Origin of the sequence: Mesorhizobium sp. M7A.F.Ca.US.007.01.2.1 (assembly GCF_003998165.1) — a bacterium.
GTDB classification, from domain to species: Bacteria; Pseudomonadota; Alphaproteobacteria; order Rhizobiales; family Rhizobiaceae; genus Mesorhizobium; species Mesorhizobium ciceri.
The window spans coordinates 15,851-29,335 of sequence record NZ_RZQP01000062.1 but is presented as its reverse complement, the minus strand read 5'-3'; the positions used below and the strand labels follow the sequence as shown (position 1 = coordinate 29,335).

The following is a 13,485-nucleotide window of genomic DNA, read 5'->3' as shown; positions in this document are numbered from 1 at the left end:
GCCATGAGATGTGCGGTACCGCCTTCGGCGCCGATGTAAAGATCGGCAAACTCGCCGAGCGCCAGCAAGATGTCACCGATATCGACACCTCCGATCGCGGCGGAATCGACAAGCCGCAGCTTCGGCACGCGCTGAGCCAGCTCAGCCATATCGGGACCGTCGCCGGGGGTTCTCACATAGAGAAGGTTCGCCCCGTCGGCGATCAGGCTGTCGGCGATTGCGGCAACCTGATCCGCCGACATGCGCTTGCTGGCGCTGCCATGCGCCGCGATAATGATCAAGGGAGCATGCTTGCCGTCCGCAAGGCTCCTGGCCGCCGCTCGTGCGGCCGGGCTAGGCTCCAGCCGATGATCGAAAGGCAGCCGCTTGCCGGCAAGGCGTTCGATGAGGCGATGGTAGCGCCAGGCATTGTGCCCGGGTCGTGCTTCAGGCCTGTGACCCAGGCGCCAGGAAAGGGCGAAAGCCGGAAAGTTTGCCTCATAGGCAATGCCGCGGCCGAGCAGTGATGCCGAGGCTTGAAGCAGCCAACGCGCCGAGATGCGGAAATCGACGACGGCCAATCGCCCCTTGCCCTTGCTGTGACCGGCGATCAGGCGCGCCAGGGGCGTCCGCACATTGATCGCATCGACCAAATGGCCGGCATGGCGATTGAGGCTATGTTCAAGGGACGACGACCGGGTGGTTCCGTAGACGATGAAACTGTCGGGGAATGCCGTTCTGGCGGCGCGCAATGCCGGAATCCGGATCAGTCCGTCGCCGAACGCGTCATTGCGGGAATACAAGATAATGGTCTCGTACCGCCCTGATGGCATGGCTCGCTCCCCCCAGGAGCCTGGTGGTGATGGCGCCTGCTGCGCCGGCCGCCTTCGAGGTGCTTTAGGATTTCACCTCTTGCCTGTCAACGGAGCCTTGCCGCTGGATCCGGGCGTCCGGATGGCGCGCAGTGCGCCACGACCAGTTCATCGCTGTCGTTGAAAACACTTCTCCCTTCGGCTGCGAAGCCAGCAGCTTCGTGGGTACGCTAGATTTAGCCGGAGAAGCGCGGCGCCAGTTCCTCGATGCGGCGGATCATCGCCTGAAATTCCTCGGAGATGCGCTGGTGCAGCTTGACCGCGACCTCGGGGTATTCCTCCAGGATGCGGTGGAACATCTTGCGGCTGAGCCGCATCACTTCCGAATCGATCTCGGCCGACGCGCTGGTCAGCCGGTTGGTGTCGGCGATCAATGCCAGTTCGCTCAGGATCGTGCCGGGGCCTGCCGTGCCTATCGGGATGCGTTCGCCATTCTGCTCCCGGTAGAGCACGATGCGCCCGCTGACAACGATATAGGCGGAATCGGCCTCGTCGTCCTCGCGATAAAGCTTGTGGTTGGCAATCAGCCTGGTGTTCTCGGCGCCAAAGGCGAGCAGGCGCAGTTGTTCCTGCGTGAAGCCCTCGAAGAGCCTCACGGCGGACAGAACGCGGATGTCGTCATCCAGCGCCATCTAGCTATGTCCCCGAACCGACAGTCCGACTCCTCCTCTGCGAGTTCGATCCAAACCACCCTCCAACTGGATCGTACCCGAAAGCGGCCCCGCCCGGCCGCTCATTGGATAATGAAAATGTTTAAGGAACCAGCTTGTAGCCGCCGCTTTCTGTCACAAGAATTTCCGCATTGGAAGGATCGCGCTCGATCTTCTGGCGCAGCCGGTAGACATGGGTTTCCAGCGTGTGCGTGGTGACGCCGGAATTGTAGCCCCACACCTCCTCGAGCAGCACGTCGCGCGTCACCACCTTCTGGTCGGCGCGATAGAGATATTTGATGATCGAGGCCTCCTTCTCCGTCAGCCGCACCTTGCCGCCGCGCGGGTCGAGCAGCAGTTTCTGGCTGGGCTTGAAAGTATAGGGCCCGACCGAGAAGGTGGCATCCTCGCTCTGCTCATGCTGGCGCAACTGCGCCCGAATGCGCGCCAGCAGCACGGCGAAGCGGAACGGCTTCGTCACATAGTCGTTGGCGCCGGCCTCGAGACCAAGAATCGTATCCGAATCGGTGTCGTGACCGGTCAGCATGATGATGGGCGCCTTGTAGCCGCCCTTGCGCAGGATCTTCACCGCTTCGCGGCCATCCATGTCGGGCAGCCCGACATCCATGATGAGCAGATCGATGAGGCCGCCGCGCGCTGCGGCGACACCTTTTGCCGCAGTCGATTCCTGCAGCACGTCGAATTCCTCGTAAAGGGATAATTGCTCGACCAGCGTGCCGCGCAGGTCATCATCGTCGTCGACGATCAGTATGGTGCGTGAAGTCATGGATCAATCCGTTGTTTTGAAAAGAAAATTCAGTTGACCGCTGCCTGTTTATGCGGAAGCTGACCGGCGTAACAGCCGTTCACAGTGATTTGTTCCGTGGCACGATCATACAAGAAAAAACACGATCGCAATGCAGCCGGCGCAATTTTGCGAAAAGGGCTGCGTGTGCTGACCGTGCGGGCGAGGCCTGGGCATCCAAGCCAGGGCCTGCTGCAGGCCGGGAAAACGGTGTTTGCCTGTGCGCTGGGGCGCGGTGGCATCTCGGCCGACAAGCGCGAAGGCGATGGCGCCACGCCGCTGGCCGCGATGCGGATCCTGTCGGGGTATTTCCGGGGGGATCAGTTCTCCAGCGGCCGCAGGACCCGGCTGGCGATGACGCCGATCGGGCCCGATCTGGGCTGGTGCGAAGTGCCTGACGACCGCAACTACAACAGGCCGGTCAGGATTCCCTATGGCGCCAGCCACGAACGCATGCGGCGCGACGACAGGCTCTACGACGCCTGCCTGGTGCTCGACTGGAACCTGTCGCCGCGCCGGCGCGGACGCGGCAGCGCCATCTTCTTCCATCTGGCGCGCCCCGGCTTCACGCCGACGCAAGGCTGTGTGGCTGTCACGGCGCAAACCATGGCGCGGCTGCTGCCGCTGCTGTCGGACCGGACGGTGGTGAGGGTGGTAAGATAGTAGGGGAGTAGGGGAGTAGGGGAGTAGGGGAGTAGGGACAAGCTCGGCGCGGCCTTAGTTTTTCCTATTCCCCTATTCCCCTATTCCCCTACGGCCAGGTCTCTGCCAACCGATGTCGAGCAGGCCCAGCCGGCCAAGCTCCTTGTCCATTGCGCGAGCGACATCACGGCGCACGCCGCCGATATCGCGCAGTTGGCGGTCGGAGAGATCCTCGACGTTCTGGTAGGCAGTATCGCGGCGGGGGAGGCGTATCGCGACCCGGGCGTGACGCAACCAGTCGAGGGTTTCGGCCAGCCAGTTCGGACGATGTGCGGACGAATTCAAAACGATGATGGACATGGTGTGCTCCGTTCTCCCCGAATATCAAATCCGGCTTGATGATGTTTCGATGGACAGATCATGCCAGATTGAAATCTCTGTAGGAAACGAGTAGTTTTCTCTCGATCATCAAGTTTTCTTTGAGGATAGGATGGCTCGTCTTCTGCCTGGGACTCGTGCCTTGAGGACGCTGGAGGCGGCGGCCCGGCACCTCAATTTCACCCGTGCCGCCGACGAGCTTGGGCTGACACCGGCCGCCGTCAGCCATCAGATCAAGGAAATCGAGGATCAGCTCGGGCTGGTGCTGTTCACGCGCACCAGCCGCACCATCCGGCTCACCGAGGCGGGAACGGTGCTGTTCGACGCCTCGGCGGACGCGCTCGACCTGCTTGGCCGGGCTGTTTCGCGGGCGCAAAAGCTGACGCGCGGCACCGCTCTCTTGAAGGTAACGCTCGACGCGCAGTTCGCGTCAAAATGGCTGATGCGACGCGTCGACGATTTTCGCAAGCGTCACACCGATATCGAATTGCGATTCGACATCGCCTATGAAGTGCGGGATTTCGAACTTGACGACATCGATGTCGGCATCCGTTTTGGCGCCGGCAAATATCCGGGCCTTCGCACCCACCGGCTGTTCGACAACATCCTCATTCCGGTGTGCAGCCCGAGCCTCTTGACGTCCGGTCCGCCGCTGCGCGAGCCGCGCGACCTGTTCAATCACACGCTTGCGCATATCGAATGGTCGCGGCAAGGCGTGACGTGGCCGAACTGGCGGATGTGGATGGCGGCGGCCGGCATCAATGATTTCGACGACAGCCGGACAGTCGTGTTCGGAAATTCCACGGATGCCGTCCAGGCTGCGCTCGACGGCAATGCCGTTGCGCTCGCCGATTTCGCCATGGTGGCGAACGACCTTTCCCAGGGCAGGCTGGTGCAGCCTTTCGAACTCGGCCTGCGGGTGGCGCCCGAGTTCGCCTATTTCCTGGTCTATCCCGAAAATACCGCCGACGATCCACGCATCGTCGCCTTTCGCGAATGGATGCTAGAGGAAGTCGCCAAGACGCGGACCACGGATAAAGGGCAGTAGGGCAGTAGGGCAGTAGGGCAGTAGGGCAGTAGGGCAGTAGGGCAGTAGGGCAGTAGGGCAGTAGGGCAGTAGGGCAGTAGGGATAGGCGTCGGTGCCGTCTGCCCCCTATTCCCCTACTGCCTTACTGCCCTACTCCCTTCTTGACTCAGCTTGCCACCGCGCCGAACCAGCCGATCACGGCGCCGATGATCAGCAGCACGCCGAGCCAGTGGCCGCCGTCGATGAGGGTCAGGTCCCAGCCGAAATTCTCGTAGCGATGGTTGACCGAGAGCGTCGTGGCGACGAAACCCAGCCAGAGCACGAAGCCGAAGACAAGTCCGGCGAGCCATGTCGGCTCGCCGCCGGTCATCGCGCCGACGACCAGGGCCATTATGGTGGCCATGACCAGTTCGGCGATGAAGCTGACGACGAAGGGCAGCGGCGACTTCTTCATCGTGGCCGGATCGAGCTTGGCGGCCTTCAGCCACGGCTTGCTCAGGCTCATGTACCAGGCGGCGCCGAACAGCCACGCCACGATCGCGGCAGCGACCACCGCCAGCCAGTTCACTGCTGAAAAATCCATGAGCTCCCCCCCTCTGATCTGGATGTTATGGAACGCCTGTTCGGCGATCGCGTCAAGCGAACCGCCAGACGGTCGTGCGCTTGACCAGCGCATCCTCCAGCGCCCGCGTGACGGCCACTTCATAGACCGCAAGCGGCTCCAGCCCTGTCTTCGGCAGATACGACCGGCCGGGATCGCCGACAAGGATTTCGGCGCCGCGCGCCTTCAGCGTTGCGAACCATGGCACCAGCCGGTCAGCGAAAGATTTGTCATAGAAAACATCACCGGCCAGGACCACGTCCCAACCTGCATCGGTGCCGATGCAATCCGTGCCGAGGAATTTGGTCCCGATACCGTTGATCTCGCTGTTGAGCCGGATCGCGGTGGCGCAGAACGGATCGATGTCGGAGGCGATCACCTTGGCGGCACCGGCCTTGGCAGCGGCGATGGCGACAAGGCCGGAGCCGGAAGCAAAGTCGAGCACGTGCTTGCCACGCACCGTGCCGGAATTGTCCAGGACATAGCGGGCAAGGCCCTGGCCGCCGGCCCAGGCGAAAGCCCAGAAGGGCGGCGGCAGGCCGATTTCGACCAGCTCTTCCTCGGTCCGCTGCCACAGGTCATGCGCTTCGTCGGCAAGATGAAGCAGGATCTCCGGCACGTGCGGCGGCGCCATCAGCGCCGTGTTGTCGAGAATGAACTGTTTGGCACTGTTGGGCGTGAGCGCCGTCACGGAGCCGGCGTCAAGCCGCCCATGCGGCAGACTTCCTTCCATTCGGCCGGCGTCACCGGCTGCACGGAAAGCCGTCCGAGCCGCACCAGCGCCATGTCGGCAAGCCTGGGATTGGCCTTCACCTGTTCCAGCGTCGGCGGGTTCGGTACGTCCCTTACGGCGCGGATGTCGACGCATTCCCAGCGCGGATCGTCGGACGTGGTGTCGGGATGGGCAAGCGCGCAGACTTCAGCGATGCCGACGATGTTCAGCCCCTCGTTGGAGTGGTAGAAGAAGCCGAGATCGCCGATCTGCATCGCCTTCATGTTGTTGCGCGCCGCGTAGTTGCGCACGCCGTCCCATTGCGTGCCGGCCTTGCCCTTGGCCTTCAGCATCTCGAAGGAGAACTTGAATGGCTCGGATTTGAACAGCCAGTAGTTCATGTCTTTCTCCTCCTTGGAGTCGCGCTGGCGACCGGGATTTAACTAGCCGCCGGCTTGTTGAACGTCCAGTTCCACGGGCGGATTTCGACGCTTTCGAACAGCCCGGCCTTGGCGTAGGGGTCGGCGGCCGACAGAGCCTGGGCGCCAGCCAGGTCGGGCGCTTCGACGACCACGAGGCTGCCATTGGACTTGCCTTCAGTGTCAAGGAACGGACCGGCGAATGCCAGCTTCTTGTCGCCGTTCAACCCCTCGAGAAAGGCAACATGCTCGGGCCGCGTGTCGAGGCGCACCTGCAGGCTTCCGGGCTTGTCCTTGCAAATCACAGCAAACAGCATTTTTTCTCCTGATCGTTCAAAGTCGTGGGGATCAATCGTTGGTTTCGGTCTTCAGCGGCCGGGTCATCAACGCCGTCACGGCCTGCCGGACGGTGATGGTGCCATCCAGTATGGCGGCGACGGCGGCAATGATCGGCGCGTCGATGTTGCGCTCGGTCGCAATGCGGGCTGCGATCGCCGCCGTCGGCACGCCTTCTGCCAGCGGCAATCCGGCAAGTGGCTTGCCTTGCCCGAGCGCCAACCCATAGGCGAAATTGCGCGACTGGGTGGACGAGCAGGTCAGCAGCAGGTCGCCAAGGCCGGAAAGCCCCATCAGCGTTTCGGGCCTGGCGCCGAAGGCAGCGCCGATGCGGCGCAATTCGACAAAGCCGCGCGTCACCATGGCGGCCTGGGCGCTGGCGCCGAGACCCGCCCCGGTGACGGCACCTGCGGCAATGGCAAAGACGTTCTTCAAGGCGCCGCCGATCTCGACGCCGATCAGGTCGTCGTTCGAATAGCAGCGCAGGTTTTCGGCGGAAAAGCGGGCGGCGAGATCGGCGGCCAACACCTCGTCGCGGGCGGCGACCACAACGGCCGTCGGCAGGCCGCGGGCGACGTCGTTGGCGAAGCTCGGGCCCGACAAAACGGCAACCGGATTGAGCGGCAGGATTTCTTCGACAATCGCCGATAGCAACGCGCCAGTCTCGCTTTCGATGCCCTTGGCGCACAGAACCAGCGGGATACCGGCCGGCATATGGTCCTTCGCGGCCGCCAGCGTCGCCCGCAGCGACTGCGCCGGCGTCACCGCCAGCACGCAATCGGCACCGTCGAGCGTGGCCTGGATGTTGCTCGTCGCCACGATGCCGGGCTGGAGCGTAATGCCCGGCAGGTAGCGTGGATTTTCGCCGCGGTCGATCGCGGCGACGGTCTCCGGATCGCGCGCGTAAAGGCGGACGAAATGGCCGGCGCGCAGCATGGCCAAGGCCAAGGCAGTGCCCCAGGCGCCGCCGCCGAGCACGGCAACGCGCCAGCCGCTTGGCGCGGTGACGTTGCCGCTCATTGCCACCTCGTTCATGCCTTGGCTCCGCGCCGGCCGGAGCCGACCATCGGCGCCGAGATGCTGTCCAGCGGCCAGCGCGAGCGCGGCACGAAATCGAAGCCGTTCTCTTGCGCCATGCCCTCGCGCAGCCGCTCGATGCCGGCCCAGGCGATCATCGCCGCATTGTCGGTGCAAAGTTTCAGTGGCGGCGCAATGAAGGTGAAGCCGGTCTCGGCGCAGAGCCGCTCCAGCATGGTCTTGATCGTGCGGTTGGCGGCGACACCACCGGCAACGACGAGGGCTGGGTTCCTGGTGCCGGGAAATGTCTCGCGAAAGCGCGTCAGCGCGCGAGAAACACGGTCGGCCAGAGCATCGGCTACGGCCCCCTGGAACGAGGCGCAGATGTCGGCGACGTCCTGGTCGCTCAGCGGCGCAATGGCGCTCGCCGCCTGGCGCACGGCGGTCTTGAGGCCGGAGAAGGAGAAGTCGGGCTGGGCCGAGCCCTTCATCGGACGCGGAAAGGCAAAGCGCGAGGCGTTGCCGGCCTGTGCCGCCTTTTCGACATTCGGTCCGCCGGGATAGGGCAGGCCGAGCATCTTGGCCGTCTTGTCGAAGGCTTCGCCGAGCGCGTCGTCGATAGTCGTTGCCCAGCGCTGGTAGTCGCCGACACCCCGCACGGCGACGATTTGCGTATGGCCGCCGGAGACCAGCAGCAAGAGATAGGGAAAGTCGAGCCCGTCGGTCAGCCTTGCGGTCAGCGCATGGCCTTCGAGGTGGTTGATGGCGATCAGCGGCTTGTTCGCCGCCGCGGCGATTGCCTTGGCGGTCATCAGCCCGACGATCAGCCCGCCGACCAGGCCGGGGCCGGCGGTGGCGGCAATCGCGTCGATATCGGCTAGCGCCGTGCCCGAATCGGCAAGCGCCGCCTCGATGATGCCGTCCAGCGCCTCGACATGGGCGCGCGCGGCGATTTCCGGCACGACGCCGCCGAAAGCGGCATGCTCCTCGATCTGGCTGAGCACGATGTTGGACAGGATTTTTGGCGCGGCGTCGCCGTCGATGGCCACCACGCTGGCGGCGGTCTCGTCACAACTCGTCTCTATGCCCAGCACGCGGATCAATTCGTCGCTGTCCCTAAAGATTGTATCATGGGGCTTTCCCCGTTAGGAGAACCCCGGAAAAGCCTCGCTTGCCGGGGGGTTATCACGGACTGCGCGCCATGCAAACAATCTTGAGAATCGGAACACGCGGCAGCCCGCTGGCGCTGGCGCAGGCGCATGAAACGCAGGCGCGGCTGATGGCCGCGCATGGCATGCCGGCGGAGGCGTTCGAGGTGGTCGTCATCTCGACCAGCGGCGACCGCATCCAGGACCGGCCGCTGTCGGAAGCCGGCGGCAAGGGCCTGTTCACCAAGGAGATCGAGGAGGCGCTGCTGGCCGGCCGGATCGACATCGCCGTGCATTCGTCGAAAGACATGCCGACGCAACTGCCCGACGGCCTCGAACTGTCGGCCTTCCTGCCGCGCGAGGACGCACGCGACGCCTTTGTCGGCAAAGCGGCGAAGACGATTGCCGAACTGCCGCGCGGGGCGAAAGTCGGCTCGTCGTCGCTACGGCGGCAAGCGCTGATCCGCCGGATGCGGCCGGATCTCGACGTGGTGATGTTCCGCGGCAATGTGCAGACGCGGCTGCGCAAGCTCGAGGAAGGCGTCGCCGCCGGCACGATCCTGGCCTATGCCGGGCTGAAGCGGCTTGGGCTCGAGCATGTCGTCACCGACCTGATACCGCTCGATGTCTTCCCGCCGGCGCCGGGGCAAGGCGCGATCGGCATCGAAACCCGTTTCGGCGACCGCGATGTCGAAAAGATGCTGGCAGCCGTCCATGATGTGCCGACCGGCCAGGCGCTGGCCTGCGAGCGTGCCTTCCTGGCGGCGCTCGATGGCTCCTGCCGCACGCCGATCGCCGGCTATGCCGCGATCGAGGCCGGAAAACTGTCTTTTGCCGGGCTGATCATCTCGCCCGACGGCACACAGTCACACACGGTCGAACTGCAGGGATCGGCGCAAGACGCCGCCCGCATCGGCGGCGAAGCGGCCCGGAGCGTGCGCGCCAGGGCCGGCGAAAAGTTCTTCGACGGCTGGCTCTGAAATGCTTCGCGTCCTGGTGACCAGGCCGGAACCGGGTGCTTCGCGCACTGCGCGTCGGCTGGAGGAGGCAGGTTTTCAGCCGGTTCTTTTGCCCCTGACCGGAACAAAGGCGTTGCCCGCCGCTGCCGGACTGATCCCGGACGATGCCGTCGCGGTGGCCGTCACAAGCGCCAATGCCATGCGCCATGCGCCGGAAGAAATCATCGCGACGCTCGCCGCCTTGCCTTGTCATGCCGTCGGTAGGCGGACTGCGGAAGCTGCCCGCAAAGCGGGGTTTTTGTCGGTCAGTGAAGGCCCGGGCGATGCCGAGGCGCTGGCCGACGTTCTCGCTGCCGGTTTTTCTGGAAAGACGATTGTCTACCTGTGTGGGCGCGTGCGGTTTCCGGCGTTCGAACAGAGGCTCGGGACGGCGGGCGTTCGGGTCCACGCCGTCGAGACCTATGACACGCTGACAGTGGGTTATCCGGACGAAGTCATCCTCGAACGCCTGTCGGGGCAACCTGCCGACGCGGTATTGCTCTATTCATCCAAGGCGGCGGCGGCGATGCAGATGTTGGCAAGACGGCCCGCTCTGCGCGGTCTCTTCGAAAAAACATGGGTTTTTGCGCTTTCCACGCGGATCGCCGCAGCCTTCGACGATGCCGCCAGCGAAAGGATCCGCATTGCCGCGCAACCTGACGAGGAGGCATTGCTGGCACTTTTGCAGGCGCCGCGCTGAGCCGCGTCATCACACCGCCCCTTTTCACCGCTTGGTGATGTGCTAGACCCTTTCTGAACCATCATGCGCCGCCAGGCGTTGAGACGAAGCGAATGTGCGGAGCCCAGGCATGGTCAAGACGCCGAAGATGCGACACTCGAAAAGCCGCCGCGAGCCGGTGACCATCGATCTCGAGCCGGGCGCCGTCTCACGCATCGCCGACGAGGACGCCGCCACGCAGGAGGCGCAGACAGACGAGGCGAAGGCCGAGGAAGCAGCGAACGCTTCGCAGCCCGAGGTTCCCGAAGAGCCGGTTCATGCCGACCAGACCGATCTCGAGCCGTGGGAGCATGCCGATGGCGCCGCAGGTGCGGAAGGGCAAGCGCCGGCGGATGGCGGAGCCAAAGCCGCCGAGCCAGAGCTGCCTTATCCCGGTTCGGATGCGCCGCCCAACCGCGCCAAAACCTTCGACTACAGTTTCGACGACGCGTCGGCAGCGCAGACCGACGGCAACAAGGCAAAAGCCGAGACACGGGACGAGAAAATGGCGCCAGCCCCTGAAAAGCGTGGCGGCCTCAACGGCATCGCCGCCGGCATCATCGGCGGCGTCATCGCGCTGGTCGGCGCCGGCGGGCTGCAATTTGCCGGCCTGCTCGGCGCGCCGGGCTCCGGCGCCGGCGTCTCGCTCGATGGCGTCAATGGCGACATCGCCTCGCTGAAGACCGAAATCGCCGGCTTGAAGGACGCCGGCGGCAATGGCGATGCAGCGGCGAAGATGGTCGGGCTGTCCTCGGGCCTGGAGCAGGTCAAGGCCGATGTCGCGGCGCTGAAATCGGCTGTCGAGAAAGGTGGAGCAGGCGACGCGGCCGGCGTCACCGCACTGGGCGACAAGGTCGCGCAGATCGAGACGGCGGTCGCCGCCCTCGGCAAGGCGGGCAGCGCGGCGCCGGTCGATCTTGGTCCGCTCACCGAAAAACTGGCAGGCCTCGACGCGCAGGTGAAGTCGGCCGGCGAGGCGGCGACCGCGCAGGATGGCCGGCTGAAAGCGCTGGAGCAGTCTGTGTCGCAGCTGTCCGGCAAGGTCGAGGCGGCGGCCGGACAGCCGAAGATCGCGCTTGCCATCGCGGCGTCGGCCTTGAAGGCGGCGCTTGAGCGTGGCGGGCCGTTTTCGGCCGAACTCGAAACCCTCGCCGCGATTTCGCCTGATGCGCCGCAGCTTGCGGCACTGCGCCCCTATGCCGAAAAGGGCGTTCCGACCCGCGCCGAGATCGCATCGCAGGCTGATGCCGCCGCCAATGCCATGGTCACGGCGGCGACGCCTGTCGATAAGAATGCCGGCTTCGTTCAGAGCCTTCTGTCGAGCGCGCAATCGCTGGTCAAGGTCAGGCCGATCGGCGCCGTCGAAGGCGCCGGCGCACCGGAAACCGTCGCGCGCATGGAGGCGGCGGTCAACCAGGGCGACTACGCCAAGGCACTCAGCGAGTATGAAACGCTGCCCGAGGCCGCCAAGGCCGCGGGCGCCGACTTTGCCGGCAAGCTGAAGGCGCGCATCGAGGTCGAAACCCAGGTCGATGCGCTGATCTCGGGCGCGATGAAGGCATGAGGGCAACACAATGATCCGCCTGCTCGCCTTCCTCATCGTCGTTTTCGCGCTCGGGCTGGGCTTTGCCTGGCTGGCCGACCGGCCGGGCGACATGGTCGTCACTTTCAACGGCTATCAATACCAGGTCAGCCTGATGGTGGCGGCGGTGGCTGTCGTTGCCGTGGTCGCTGCGGTGATGATCCTGTGGTGGCTGCTCAAGTCGCTGTGGAACAGCCCCTACACCATCTCGCGCTATTTCCGTGTCCGCCGCCGCGATCGTGGCTATCAGGCGCTGTCGACCGGCATGATTGCCGCCGGCGCCGGTGATGGCGCGCTGGCCCGCAAGAAGACCAAGGAAGCCGCCAAGCTGATCCGTTCCGACCAGGAGCCGTTGATCCACCTGCTCGAAGCGCAGGCCTCGCTGCTCGAAGGCGATCATGAAGGCGCGCGGCAGAAATTCGAGAGCATGCTCGACGATCCCGAAATGCGGCTGCTGGGTTTGCGCGGGCTTTATCTGGAAGCCGAACGGCTCGGCGACCGCAACGCCGCCAGGCATTATGCCGGCCGCGCCGCCGCTGTGGCGCCGCAACTGGCCTGGGCGGCGGAATCGACGCTGGAAGAGCTGACCGCGCGCGGCGACTGGGACGGCGCCCTGAAACTGGTCGACGCGCAGAAAGCGACACGGCAGATCGAACGCGATGCCGCCAACCGCCGCCGCGCCGTGCTGCTGACCGCCAAGGCGCAGGCGCTTGCCGACAGCGATCCCGCCGCCGCCAGGACGGCGGCGATCGAGGCGAACAAGCTCAGGCCCGATTTCGCGCCTGCCGCCGTGGCCGCCGCGGCCGCACTGTTCAAGCAGAACGATGTGCGCAAGGGCTCGAAGATACTCGAGGCGGCGTGGAAGGCCGAGCCGCATCCGGAGATCGCCGAGCTCTATACCCATGCAAGGCCGGGCGACGCGGTGCTCGACCGCCTCAACCGGGCGAAGAAGCTGCAGGAGATGAAGAAGAACCACGCCGAATCGTCGATGACGGTGGCGCGCGCCGCGCTCGACGCGCAGGATTTCGCGACCGCCCGCCGCGAGGCCGAGGCGGCGATCCGGATGGACCGTCGCGAGGGCGCCTATCTGCTGCTCGCCGACATCGAGGAGGCCGAGACCGGCGATCAGGGCAAAGTGCGGCAGCTGCTGTCCAGGGCGGTGCGGGCGCCGCGCGATCCGGCCTGGGTCGCAGACGGCGTGGTATCGGAACGCTGGGCTCCGGTATCGCCGATCACCGGCCGGCTCGACGCCTTCGAGTGGCGCGCGCCGATGGAGCGCCTTGGCCAGTTGATCGACAGCCATGATGACGCGCCAGCGGGTGCGGCACCGGTTATTGAAGCATTGGCAAAGCCGACGAGCGAAAAAAGGCCGATCGAAGTGATCGACGACGCCGGTGGCGAGACGTCGGCGGGCAAGCAAGCTGAAAGTCGCGAAGAAGATCATGTCAGGCCGATCACGGCAGCGGCCTTCGCCGCGGTGCCGAGCGATGCCGAAGGCGTCGAGCCGGCCGAGGAGCTTGCGCGGCTGCCGGACGATCCCGGCGTCGATCCGGACGAGGAAGCGGAGAAATCGCCGCGCCGGTTTCGGTTGTTTTGAGTT

Annotated in this window: 16 protein-coding genes; 6 read left to right on the top strand and 10 right to left on the bottom strand. The window is 65.1% G+C overall.

What is annotated here, in order from left to right; all coding sequences use genetic code 11:
* The 3 genes from EN949_RS14065 to EN949_RS14055 form a co-directional block, all read right to left on the bottom strand.
* The coding region (locus tag EN949_RS14065) for a hypothetical protein (RefSeq protein WP_127371711.1) at positions 1-812 on the bottom strand (812 nt) is incomplete at its 3' end.
* Between the two features lie 215 nt (positions 813-1,027).
* Positions 1,028-1,483, bottom strand: a complete 456-nt coding sequence (locus EN949_RS14060; RefSeq protein ID WP_063173345.1) for a Crp/Fnr family transcriptional regulator — start codon at positions 1,481-1,483, stop codon at positions 1,028-1,030.
* Positions 1,484-1,604: 121 nt separating this feature from the next.
* Positions 1,605-2,288, bottom strand: coding sequence for a response regulator transcription factor (locus EN949_RS14055; RefSeq protein ID WP_013528898.1), 684 nt, complete (start codon positions 2,286-2,288; stop codon positions 1,605-1,607).
* Between the two features lie 144 nt (positions 2,289-2,432).
* On the opposite strand from EN949_RS14055, the gene EN949_RS14050 reads away from it, so the two are divergent.
* A complete protein-coding gene (locus EN949_RS14050) occupies positions 2,433-2,969 on the top strand; it encodes a L,D-transpeptidase (RefSeq protein WP_181172690.1) in 537 nt (178 codons plus the stop codon).
* A gap of 72 nt (positions 2,970-3,041) precedes the next feature.
* Here the strand turns inward: EN949_RS14050 and EN949_RS14045 are convergent, their stop codons facing one another.
* The gene (locus EN949_RS14045; RefSeq protein ID WP_127365963.1) at positions 3,042-3,308 is read right to left on the bottom strand and encodes a hypothetical protein; all 267 of its coding nucleotides are present in this window, start codon (positions 3,306-3,308) and stop codon (positions 3,042-3,044) included.
* A 130-nt stretch (positions 3,309-3,438) separates the two neighbouring features.
* On the opposite strand from EN949_RS14045, the gene gcvA reads away from it, so the two are divergent.
* Positions 3,439-4,374 (top strand): transcriptional regulator GcvA, encoded by a 936-nt coding sequence (gene gcvA, locus EN949_RS14040; protein WP_127365962.1) that lies wholly within the window; start codon positions 3,439-3,441, stop codon positions 4,372-4,374.
* Between the two features lie 146 nt (positions 4,375-4,520).
* Here gcvA and EN949_RS14035 read toward each other — a convergent pair whose 3' ends face one another.
* From EN949_RS14035 to tsaD, 6 genes are read right to left on the bottom strand one after another with little or no spacing between them, the layout of a single operon-like run.
* Positions 4,521-4,937, bottom strand: a complete 417-nt coding sequence (locus tag EN949_RS14035) for a DUF1761 domain-containing protein (protein WP_063173342.1) — start codon at positions 4,935-4,937, stop codon at positions 4,521-4,523.
* Between the two features lie 52 nt (positions 4,938-4,989).
* On the bottom strand, positions 4,990-5,688 hold the full coding sequence (locus tag EN949_RS14030; protein ID WP_206519223.1) for a methyltransferase: 699 nt from the start codon (positions 5,686-5,688) through the stop codon (positions 4,990-4,992).
* Positions 5,643-6,068, bottom strand: coding sequence for an EVE domain-containing protein (locus tag EN949_RS14025; RefSeq protein WP_063173341.1), 426 nt, complete (start codon positions 6,066-6,068; stop codon positions 5,643-5,645). Before EN949_RS14025 ends, EN949_RS14030 begins: the two co-directional genes overlap by 46 nt.
* A gap of 38 nt (positions 6,069-6,106) precedes the next feature.
* Complete coding sequence (locus EN949_RS14020) at positions 6,107-6,403, bottom strand: YciI-like protein (protein ID WP_013528905.1); 297 nt, start codon at positions 6,401-6,403, stop codon at positions 6,107-6,109.
* 31 nt (positions 6,404-6,434) lie between these two features.
* On the bottom strand, positions 6,435-7,457 hold the full coding sequence (locus EN949_RS14015; protein WP_127365960.1) for an NAD(P)H-dependent glycerol-3-phosphate dehydrogenase: 1,023 nt from the start codon (positions 7,455-7,457) through the stop codon (positions 6,435-6,437).
* Positions 7,454-8,539, bottom strand: coding sequence for a tRNA (adenosine(37)-N6)-threonylcarbamoyltransferase complex transferase subunit TsaD (gene tsaD / locus EN949_RS14010; protein WP_198327618.1), 1,086 nt, complete (start codon positions 8,537-8,539; stop codon positions 7,454-7,456). The genes EN949_RS14015 and tsaD overlap by 4 nt, the downstream gene beginning before the upstream one ends.
* Positions 8,540-8,640: 101 nt before the next feature.
* Here tsaD and hemC point away from each other — a divergent pair, with 101 nt between their 5' ends.
* From hemC to EN949_RS13990, 4 genes are all read left to right on the top strand, one after another.
* The gene (hemC, locus tag EN949_RS14005) at positions 8,641-9,567 is read left to right on the top strand and encodes a hydroxymethylbilane synthase (RefSeq protein ID WP_127365959.1); all 927 of its coding nucleotides are present in this window, start codon (positions 8,641-8,643) and stop codon (positions 9,565-9,567) included.
* Between the two features lies 1 nt (position 9,568).
* Positions 9,569-10,285, top strand: a complete 717-nt coding sequence (locus EN949_RS14000) for a uroporphyrinogen-III synthase (protein ID WP_127365958.1) — start codon at positions 9,569-9,571, stop codon at positions 10,283-10,285.
* A gap of 109 nt (positions 10,286-10,394) precedes the next feature.
* Complete coding sequence (locus tag EN949_RS13995) at positions 10,395-11,867, top strand: COG4223 family protein (protein WP_127371468.1); 1,473 nt, start codon at positions 10,395-10,397, stop codon at positions 11,865-11,867.
* A gap of 10 nt (positions 11,868-11,877) precedes the next feature.
* Positions 11,878-13,482 (top strand): heme biosynthesis protein HemY, encoded by a 1,605-nt coding sequence (locus tag EN949_RS13990; protein WP_027163056.1) that lies wholly within the window; start codon positions 11,878-11,880, stop codon positions 13,480-13,482.
* The last annotated feature ends 3 nt before the right edge of the window (positions 13,483-13,485 follow it).

Bases quoted from the DNA above. Each gene is read 5' to 3' on its own strand.
- EN949_RS14060 (WP_063173345.1), bottom strand. From the start codon at position 1,483: ATGGCGCTGGATGACGACATCCGCGTTCTGTCCGCCGTGAGGCTCTTC.
- EN949_RS14055 (WP_013528898.1), bottom strand. From the start codon at position 2,288: ATGACTTCACGCACCATACTGATCGTCGACGACGATGATGACCTGCGC.
- EN949_RS14045 (WP_127365963.1), bottom strand. From the start codon at position 3,308: ATGTCCATCATCGTTTTGAATTCGTCCGCACATCGTCCGAACTGGCTG.
- gcvA (WP_127365962.1), top strand. From the start codon at position 3,439: ATGGCTCGTCTTCTGCCTGGGACTCGTGCCTTGAGGACGCTGGAGGCG.
- EN949_RS14035 (WP_063173342.1), bottom strand. From the start codon at position 4,937: ATGGATTTTTCAGCAGTGAACTGGCTGGCGGTGGTCGCTGCCGCGATC.
- EN949_RS14030 (WP_206519223.1), bottom strand. From the start codon at position 5,688: ATGGAAGGAAGTCTGCCGCATGGGCGGCTTGACGCCGGCTCCGTGACG.
- EN949_RS14025 (WP_063173341.1), bottom strand. From the start codon at position 6,068: ATGAACTACTGGCTGTTCAAATCCGAGCCATTCAAGTTCTCCTTCGAG.
- EN949_RS14020 (WP_013528905.1), bottom strand. From the start codon at position 6,403: ATGCTGTTTGCTGTGATTTGCAAGGACAAGCCCGGAAGCCTGCAGGTG.
- EN949_RS14015 (WP_127365960.1), bottom strand. From the start codon at position 7,457: ATGAACGAGGTGGCAATGAGCGGCAACGTCACCGCGCCAAGCGGCTGG.
- hemC (WP_127365959.1), top strand. From the start codon at position 8,641: ATGCAAACAATCTTGAGAATCGGAACACGCGGCAGCCCGCTGGCGCTG.
- EN949_RS14000 (WP_127365958.1), top strand. From the start codon at position 9,569: ATGCTTCGCGTCCTGGTGACCAGGCCGGAACCGGGTGCTTCGCGCACT.
- EN949_RS13995 (WP_127371468.1), top strand. From the start codon at position 10,395: ATGGTCAAGACGCCGAAGATGCGACACTCGAAAAGCCGCCGCGAGCCG.
- EN949_RS13990 (WP_027163056.1), top strand. From the start codon at position 11,878: ATGATCCGCCTGCTCGCCTTCCTCATCGTCGTTTTCGCGCTCGGGCTG.